Genomic DNA, 7,312 nt, shown 5'->3' on the forward strand with positions numbered 1-7,312 from the left:
GGTTAACCCCACCCCGGATCCGCCAGGCCTCCGGATCCCGGCCGGCCGGCGCGTCCACCAGACTGGAGCCTGTCAGCGGGACGAACGACCGACAGTACGAGGGGCCGGGGGCCGGGAGCATGAGCAGCAGCCGCAGCATGGAGGACCGGGAGTGGGACGTCCTGGGCGGTCACGGTGACGACCCGCGCCCGGCCCGGGTCCGCCGGACCGAGCGGCGGCCGGCCGTGTGGCGGGCGCCGTTCTCGGCGTACTACTACCGCGAGGTCGGCTACGCGCTCAGCGGCCTGCCGGTGGCGATCGTCGGCTTCGTCGTGTCGATCACCCTGTTCTGCCTCGGCCTCGGCACCCTCGTCACCGTCATCGGCCTGCCCGTGCTGGGCGCCCTGACCAGCGTCGCCCGCGGCTTCGGCCGGCTGGAGCGGGCCCGGGTGCGCGGCATGCTGGCCCTGGACGTCCCCGGCCCGGCGCCGGTGCGCCGGGTCCGCCAGGGCAGCTGGGGCGCGGTCACCGCGCGGCTCGCGGACGGGGCCGGCTGGAAGGCCGTGCTGTACCAGGTGGTGATGTTCCCCTGGGCGGTGCTCAGCTTCGCGGTGACGCTGGTGTTCCTGGTGCTCGGCTGGGCGCTGGCGCTCTACCCCGTGTACCACTGGGTCTTCCCGACGTACACCTCCTGGAAGGGGTACCGGTTGTTCGACTTCCACGACAGCGACGGCGTCCGGCACGTGTACGACGTCCAGTCGCCCTGGCAGATCGCCGGGCTCTCGCTCCTCGGCGTGCTGCTGATCCTCCTCACCACGCAGCTGGTCCGCGGCCTGACCAACGTCAACCGGGTCGCCGCCCAGGGCCTGCTCGGCCGCTGACCGGCCGGCCCCGCCGAGGACCCCGCCCGCGCCCCGCCCGCACCCCGGACGCCTCCGGATGCGGGTGGGGCCGCCGCGTGTTCGGATGGCCGGGTGGCCGCCGTCGGCATTCCCGCCGTTCCCCCGGGCGTCCTGGTCACCTCCCGGCCGCTGGACGAGTACTGCGCCCTGTTCGGCCTCACCCGGGCCCGGCTCGCCGTCCTGCCCGGCCCGGTGCTGGACTGCCCCGGCGGCGCGGCCGGCCTGGCCGCCGAGGCGCGCGGGCTGGGCTGCCGGGTGATCGCCGTCGATCCGGCGTACGCGCTGCCGCTGCCGGCGGTCGCGACCGCCGCGGTGGCCGCCCGGGCGGCGATGGCCGCCGCGATGGCCACCCGCCCGCAGCTCTACCCCTCGCCCCGCCCGTACCGCGCCGAGCGCTACCTGCGCAGCTGGGACCGCGCCCGCCTGCTGTTCGCCGCCGACTCGGCCGCCCACCCGCAGCAGTACGTGGCCGCCGCGCTGCCCCGGCTGCCCTTCGCGGACGGCGCCTTCGCCCTCACCCTGAGCGGCTACCTGCTCTTCGCGTACCCCGAACTCTTCGGCCCCGAAAGCCAGTTGGAGGCGTTGACCGAGCTGGTCCGGGTCACCTCCCCGGACGGCGAGGTCCGGGTCCAGCCGCTGCACGACGGGTACGGCCGGCGCTGCGGCCATCTCGGCCCGCTGCGGTACGCGCTCGGCGAGCGCCGGATCGGCAGCGAGGTCCGCCGCTACCCCGGGCCGGTGGGCGGCCGACCCCGGCGGGTCCTGGTGCTGCGGGCCGCCGACCACCGCCGCCGGGCGCTCCGGCCACCGGTCATGTAATGGTCACTGTCGGGGGCCACTCCTATACTCGCCCGCATGACCGACACGACGATCCGGCGCGCCGACGAGACCGACGCCGACCGGCTCACCGAACTGATCCAGGCCTCCTCCGCCTATCACGGCGAGTACGCGCCGATGATCGAGGGCTACCGGGTGACGCCCGAGTACATCGCCCGCCACGAGGTGTTCCTCGCCGCCGACCCGGCCACCGGCCGGCTGCTGGGCTTCTACGGGCTGATCCGCGAACCGGCCGAACTGGACCTGATGTTCGTCGCCGACGAGGCCCAGGGGCTCGGCGCCGGCCGCGCCCTGATCGCGCACATGCTGGAACTCGCCCGCGGAGCCGGGATCGCCGTCGTGCGGGTCGTCTCCAACCCGCCCGCCGAGCGCTTCTACCTGCGGGTGGGCGCCGAACGCGTCGGCACCTGCCCCGCGCGCGGGAGGATCACCTGGGAGCGTCCCGAACTGCGCTTCACCGTCCCGGAGTTCACCGGCTAGAGGTCCCCTCGGCCGGCGGTCCGCCCTGCCCGCCCTGCCCGCCCGGTCCGTCCGGTCCGTCCGGCTGGGCCGGCTGGGCCGGCTGGGCCGGCACCACCGGGGCGGCCCGCGGCCCGGCCGGTGCCGGCCGCTCCGGCACGAGAGCCGGTGCCGGGAGCCGGGAGAGGATCTTCTCCGCCAGCCAACTGCGGTCCGACCCGTACGGAATGCCCCGCGGGTCGACCAGCTGCGTCGCCACCGCGTCCCGCAGCCGCTGCTCCCCGGCGGCGGGCAGCCGGGAGAGCAGCCCCCGGGCGGCCAGCAGCGCGTGGTACTGCTCGAAGCCCGAGCGCGGGCGCTCGATCGCGTCCAGCACGCTCGGCAGGTCCGCCAGCGCCGGATCGCCCTGCATCAGCGCGAGCGCCTGGATCCGCCGCCCCTCGGAGCCGTCCGCGAAGAGGGCCCGCACCTGGTCGGCGGTCAGCGCCGAACGCCGCGCGGTCGAGCGGACCTCCGCCACCACGCCCTCCGGCCCGGCCGGCGCGCCGGAGGAGGGCGGCAGCTGCCCGGCCAGCGCGGCCGGGCGCTCCGCGCTGCCGCCCAGCAGCCCGAGCCGCTGCATCGCGCGGACCCGCAGGTCGTCCGCGCCCACCTTGTCGCCGTGCCGGTCGCGGTCCTGCCCGGCGAGGAAGAGGTCCAGCGCCCGGTCGGTCTCGGTCAGCGCCTGCGGCAGTGCCAGCCGGGTCACCAGCCAGCCGGCCAGGAACCCGAAGACCAGGAAGTACAGCACCAGCGCCGCCGCGAACGGTGCCACGTCCCGGCCGCCGCCGAGCGCGGGCGCCAGCGCCGCGCCGAGGTCGTGCAGCCGCTCGCCGAGCGAGCCGAGCTGGGTCAGCCCGACGCCCAGCAGCACCTTGGTCAGCCAGTCCGAGACCTGCTCCAGATTGGTGTTCGGCGCGTACGAGCCCTGCGGCTCGCCGGCAGCGGCCCCGCCGCGCACCCGGGGCACCCCGAACAGGAAGCCCAGCCCGCCGCCGAGCACCACCGAGGCCCCGATCACCACCAGCCCGCCGCCGAGCACCTGCCAGGCGTGCTCCCGGCCGAGCGCGAACAGCAGCAGTCCGAGCAGTCCCGTCCCGGCCAGCACCCCGGTGGCGCCCCACTGCGCCGTCCGTAGCGTCGCCCCGCCGCCGCCCGGCCGTCGTGCCTTCGCCATCGCCCACCCCCTGTGTCCGCGTCGCTCCGCTCCGGAACGCGCGCCGACTCTAGCGCCGCGCCCCCGCGCGGAAACGTCCGGCCGCTGCCCCGGACACGGCGCGGGGAGCCTCCGGAATCGTGCCGGAAGCTCCCCGGGAACGCAGACGGCCCGCGGACTGCTCCTCCGCGCCGGCCCGTGCACTGGCCGGGCGCCGAGGCACCGGGGATGTACCGGTGAGACCGCGGGCCGGGTGACTGCTGTGGATTTCGCCTGCCGGAGGCCAGGGGCCTCATCCTGCGCAGGCAGGGGCGGCTCTAGCGAGCAGCCACCTCACGCATCCTGATGGAACTCAACTCAGGATCACCTCCTTTCAGTGTGCTGCCACGATAGGCAGCCCGCCGGACGGAGGGCAACGGATTATTTCGCGGAGCCCCGCCCGGCCCCGGTGCCGGCCGTGCGGGGCGCGCCCGGATCCGCTGCTCAGGCGGTCTTGAGCTGGTCCTGGAGCTTGGTGAAGTCGACCGTGTTGTCGGCCGACGGGGCCTGGATGGTCAGCGGCTTGTCGAAGTCGCTGAAGTCGATCTTGCCGTTGCCGTCCTTGGCGCCCGAGTGCTCGACCCGCACCGGGTAGGGCTTGCCCTCGGTGGCGATCTGCATGGTCGTGACCTCGCCCTTGGAGTCGGCGACCTTCAGGCTGAAGGTCTTCACGCCGTTGACGTCGCCCGCGGAGCCCTTCTCCACCTTGTCGTTGCCGCTCTTGTCCGCGGTGATCTTCTTGCTGAACTCGGCGAGGTTGCAGACGCTGATCAGGGAGCCCATCGACGGGTCGCTCTCGAAGCCCGTCAGGTAGCGGCCCTTGAACAGCTCGGCGGCCTTGGCACCGTTCGGGCCGCCCACGTTGGTCCAGAAGTCCTTGTCCGGCTTGACGTACGAGGTCTTGCCGTCGCTGATGATCTCGAACTTGCCCATGCCGGGCATCGCCATGGTGCCGGTGCACTGGCTCTTGTTGTCCAGCGCCAGGTTCAGCTCCATGCTGCCCTCGCCGGTGTCGACGGTGCCGACCATCTTGAGGGAGCTCGCGGAGGCCAGGGCGTCCTTGGCCTGCTTCGCGATGTCCTGGGCGCTGAGCTTGTCGGTGTCGAGCTTCTGCGCGGCACCCGCCTTGGCGTCGCCGCCCGTCCCGTCGCTCTTGGTGCTGCCGCACGCCGCGGTGCCGGCCGCCAGGACGAGGCAGATCGCGGCGGTGCTGACCAGTCGCTTCGACAGCATGTGGTTCTTCCTGTCCGGGTGGCCCGAACAGCCCCCCAATGAGATGAATTTTTCCTCAGTATGGTTCAGGACCCTGACAGGTGATCGTGGGACCGGCCGCTGTTACAGGTTCGTGGCAGGACCGTCTTTCGTTCGTACCCGGGAACGCGAAAGGCCCGGAGGACGAATCCTCCGGGCCTTTCGGCTACTGAGTAGCGGGGACAGGATTTGAACCTGCGACCTCTGGGTTATGAGCCCAGCGAGCTACCGAGCTGCTCCACCCCGCGTCGGTGAACACAACAATACGGGGAAGTCGCCGATATGGGAAATCGGTTCTTCAGGGCGCCCTGGCGACCCGCCGCCGACCGGGTGCCGGGTGCCGGGCCGCACGACACCTCGCCCAGGCCGCGAAGGCGACCAGCGCGGCGAAGCAGGGCACCATCAGCGCCCCGTACACCACCAGGAAGCCGTCCGTGCCGAGGTCGGCGGCGGCGTTCCAGGTGCCGTGCAGCGCCATCGCCAGCAGCAGCCCGGCCGGCACCGCCAGCCGGGCCAGCCAGCGCCGCGCGGTGGTGAGGGCGACGGCCAGGCCGATCCCGGTGAGCGCGGTGAACAGCGGGTGGGCGAAGGGCGAGAGCAGGGCGCGCAGCACGAAGGTCTGCACGGTGCTGTCGAAGTCGCGCAGGCTGGGCGGGTCGCCGAGGCCGATGCTGTCCAGCCGCTGCCGCTGGTCGCTGCTGAAGGCCCGGCCCAGGTAGAGGGCGTTCTCGGTGAACGCGAAGCCGCAGGCGGCCATCCCGCCGAGCACCACCCCGGCGGCCAGGGTGCGCGGCCGGGAACGGTGGTGCGGCGCCCCGGAGGGCGGGGCCGGGCGCAGGTACGGCAACGGCCGCAGGTACGGGCGCAGGCGCGGCCGGCCGCGGGCGTGCGGCCCGACCGGGTGGCGCGGGTGCCGGCGGGGGCTCCGGGGCGCGGGCGACCGGCGCAGCAGCGGCGCGCAGGGGCGTCCGGTGCGGCGGCCGCGGCAGCGCAGCCGCTGGCCGAGCGGGAGCAGGAGCACCAGCAGGGCGGTGGCCTTGGCGGTCTCCTCGATCACCGGGGTGGCGATCCCGGCGCCGAGCAGTTCCCCGAACGGGCCCCGGTGCCGGGTCAGGTAGCTCGCCGTCCAGTTGTTGGCCAGGATGGCGACGGTGGTGGCCGCGCAGGCGCCCCAGCCGAGGCAGAACACGGTGTGCCGCAGCGGAACCCGGGCGGTGAGGTTGAGCCAGGCCAGACCGCCGAGCACGAACGGCAGCGGCACCACCGCCAGGCCCAGGCCGACCAGCAGTCCGACGGTGCCGGTCTGCCGCTGGACCAGGTGCAGGATCAGCACCCCGCAGCCGATCAGGGTCAGGACGGCGGTCGCGGTGACCGAGGAGAGCGCCACCGAGCGGCTGCGGCCCGGCGGGGCCCCGGGGGCGGTGGTGCCGGCGCGGAGGAATTGGTCGACGACCGGGAGCGGCACGGCGGCGGTACCCGGCCGGGGCAGCAGGCGATGCGCCCGGTGCCTCCGGGGCCCCGGAATGGTCCGGGTGTCGCCGGTGCTCGGGACCGTCTCCGGTGCGTCGGCGGCTGCTCGAACCGTCGTGCGACCGCCCGTCCGGAACCCGCCGCCGGACGGGCTGCCCATGCGGCACAGGGTAGGCCACGGCGGCGGCCCGCCGGGAGGAGTCGGGACGAACCGTCCCTCCCGGGCCCGCCCGTCCGGCCGCCGCGCGGCCGCCCGTTCGAACGGTGCCGGAGGGTCAGCGGCGGCGGAACAGCAGGTCGTGGACGACGTGCCCCTTGGCGATCCCGGCCCGTTCGAACTTGGTGACCGGACGCCAGTCCGGCCTCGGGGCGTAGCCCGGAATGCTGCCGTCCGGGTGGTCCCCGGGCTCCAGCCAGCCGGTCCCGTCGCCCTCGGGGTGCAGGTTCTCCAGCTCCGGCGAGGCGGACAGCACGGCCAGCATCTGCTCCGCGTACGGCTCCCAGTCGGTGGCGCAGTGCACCAGCGCGCCGGGGGCGAGCCGGGGCAGCACCAGGTCGAGGAACGAGGGCTGGACCAGCCGGCGCTTGTGGTGCTTCGGCTTGGGCCACGGGTCGGCGAAGTAGACCCGCAGACCGGCCAGCGAGGCGTCCGGGAGCATGTCGCGCAGCAGGATCACCGCGTCGCCGGCGGCGGTCCGGACGTTGTGGGAGCCGTCCCGCTCCAGCAGGCCGAGCAGGTTGCCGTGGCCGGGGGTGTGCACGTCGGCGGCGAGGATGCCCATGGCCGGGTCGGCGGCGGCCATCGCGGCGGTGGTCTCGCCCATGCCGAAGCCGATCTCCAGGGTCACCGGCAGGCCGTCGAACAGCTCCCGCGGGTCCAGCGGGGTGCCGTCGATGGGGATGCCGTACGTCTCCCAGCTCCGGTCCAGGGCGCTCGCCTGGGCGTTGGTCATCCGGCCCCGGCGCGGCTGGAAGCTGCGGATGCGACGCTCGCGGTGCTGGGCCTCGGTGGCCTTGTGCGGGTACATCGGCGCGGGGTAGGCGGCCGGCGCGGCGGACATCCGGGCGGACGGCGAGGGCTGGGGGATCGGGGCGGTGGCAGTCACAATCACCCGAGTCTACGGGGCTGTCGGGGCTCCCCGGCCGGGCCTGTGACCGGGCTCATCCACCGGCCCGGCCG

At 74.6% G+C, this 7,312-nt stretch carries 7 protein-coding genes and 1 tRNA gene; 3 read left to right on the forward strand and 5 right to left on the reverse strand.

Annotation, left to right across the window (positions count from 1 at the left end):
* The first annotated feature begins 119 nt into the window (after nucleotides 1–119).
* From ACIQOV_RS18505 to ACIQOV_RS18515, 3 genes are all read left to right on the forward strand, one after another.
* Nucleotides 120–860 carry a sensor domain-containing protein gene (locus ACIQOV_RS18505; RefSeq protein WP_401049667.1) on the forward strand — a complete coding sequence of 247 codons (741 nt, stop codon included), beginning with the start codon at nucleotides 120–122 and terminating at the stop codon, nucleotides 858–860.
* Between the two features lie 93 nt (nucleotides 861–953).
* Nucleotides 954–1,700, forward strand: a complete 747-nt coding sequence (locus tag ACIQOV_RS18510; RefSeq protein WP_401049669.1) for a hypothetical protein — start codon at nucleotides 954–956, stop codon at nucleotides 1,698–1,700.
* 36 nt (nucleotides 1,701–1,736) lie between these two features.
* Nucleotides 1,737–2,198, forward strand: coding sequence for a GNAT family N-acetyltransferase (locus tag ACIQOV_RS18515; protein WP_401049671.1), 462 nt, complete (start codon nucleotides 1,737–1,739; stop codon nucleotides 2,196–2,198).
* On the opposite strand, the gene ACIQOV_RS18520 is transcribed toward ACIQOV_RS18515, so the two are convergent.
* From ACIQOV_RS18520 to trmB, 5 genes are all read right to left on the reverse strand, one after another.
* Nucleotides 2,188–3,393: a hypothetical protein gene (locus ACIQOV_RS18520; protein WP_401049672.1), complete on the reverse strand. Its 1,206-nt coding sequence runs from the start codon at nucleotides 3,391–3,393 to the stop codon at nucleotides 2,188–2,190. The genes ACIQOV_RS18515 and ACIQOV_RS18520 overlap by 11 nt on opposite strands.
* 462 nt (nucleotides 3,394–3,855) lie before the next feature.
* Nucleotides 3,856–4,644 (reverse strand): hypothetical protein, encoded by a 789-nt coding sequence (locus ACIQOV_RS18525; RefSeq protein ID WP_359913985.1) that lies wholly within the window; start codon nucleotides 4,642–4,644, stop codon nucleotides 3,856–3,858.
* A 192-nt stretch (nucleotides 4,645–4,836) separates the two neighbouring features.
* Nucleotides 4,837–4,910: transfer RNA gene (locus ACIQOV_RS18530), tRNA-Met, on the reverse strand.
* A gap of 50 nt (nucleotides 4,911–4,960) precedes the next feature.
* Complete coding sequence (locus tag ACIQOV_RS18535; RefSeq protein ID WP_401049674.1) at nucleotides 4,961–6,127, reverse strand: PrsW family intramembrane metalloprotease; 1,167 nt, start codon at nucleotides 6,125–6,127, stop codon at nucleotides 4,961–4,963.
* A 280-nt stretch (nucleotides 6,128–6,407) separates the two neighbouring features.
* Entirely contained in the window at nucleotides 6,408–7,193 is a 786-nt protein-coding gene (trmB, locus tag ACIQOV_RS18540; protein WP_387737304.1) for a tRNA (guanosine(46)-N7)-methyltransferase TrmB, read from the reverse strand.
* Nucleotides 7,194–7,312: the final 119 nt, after the last annotated feature.

This window comes from Kitasatospora sp. NPDC091257 (assembly GCF_044757675.1).
GTDB lineage: Bacteria > Actinomycetota > Actinomycetes > Streptomycetales > Streptomycetaceae > Kitasatospora > Kitasatospora lactacystinica.

Bases quoted from the DNA above. Each gene is read 5' to 3' on its own strand.
- ACIQOV_RS18505 (WP_401049667.1), top strand. From the start codon at position 120: ATGAGCAGCAGCCGCAGCATGGAGGACCGGGAGTGGGACGTCCTGGGC.
- ACIQOV_RS18515 (WP_401049671.1), top strand. From the start codon at position 1,737: ATGACCGACACGACGATCCGGCGCGCCGACGAGACCGACGCCGACCGG.
- ACIQOV_RS18520 (WP_401049672.1), bottom strand. From the start codon at position 3,393: ATGGCGAAGGCACGACGGCCGGGCGGCGGCGGGGCGACGCTACGGACG.
- ACIQOV_RS18525 (WP_359913985.1), bottom strand. From the start codon at position 4,644: ATGCTGTCGAAGCGACTGGTCAGCACCGCCGCGATCTGCCTCGTCCTG.
- trmB (WP_387737304.1), bottom strand. From the start codon at position 7,193: ATGTCCGCCGCGCCGGCCGCCTACCCCGCGCCGATGTACCCGCACAAG.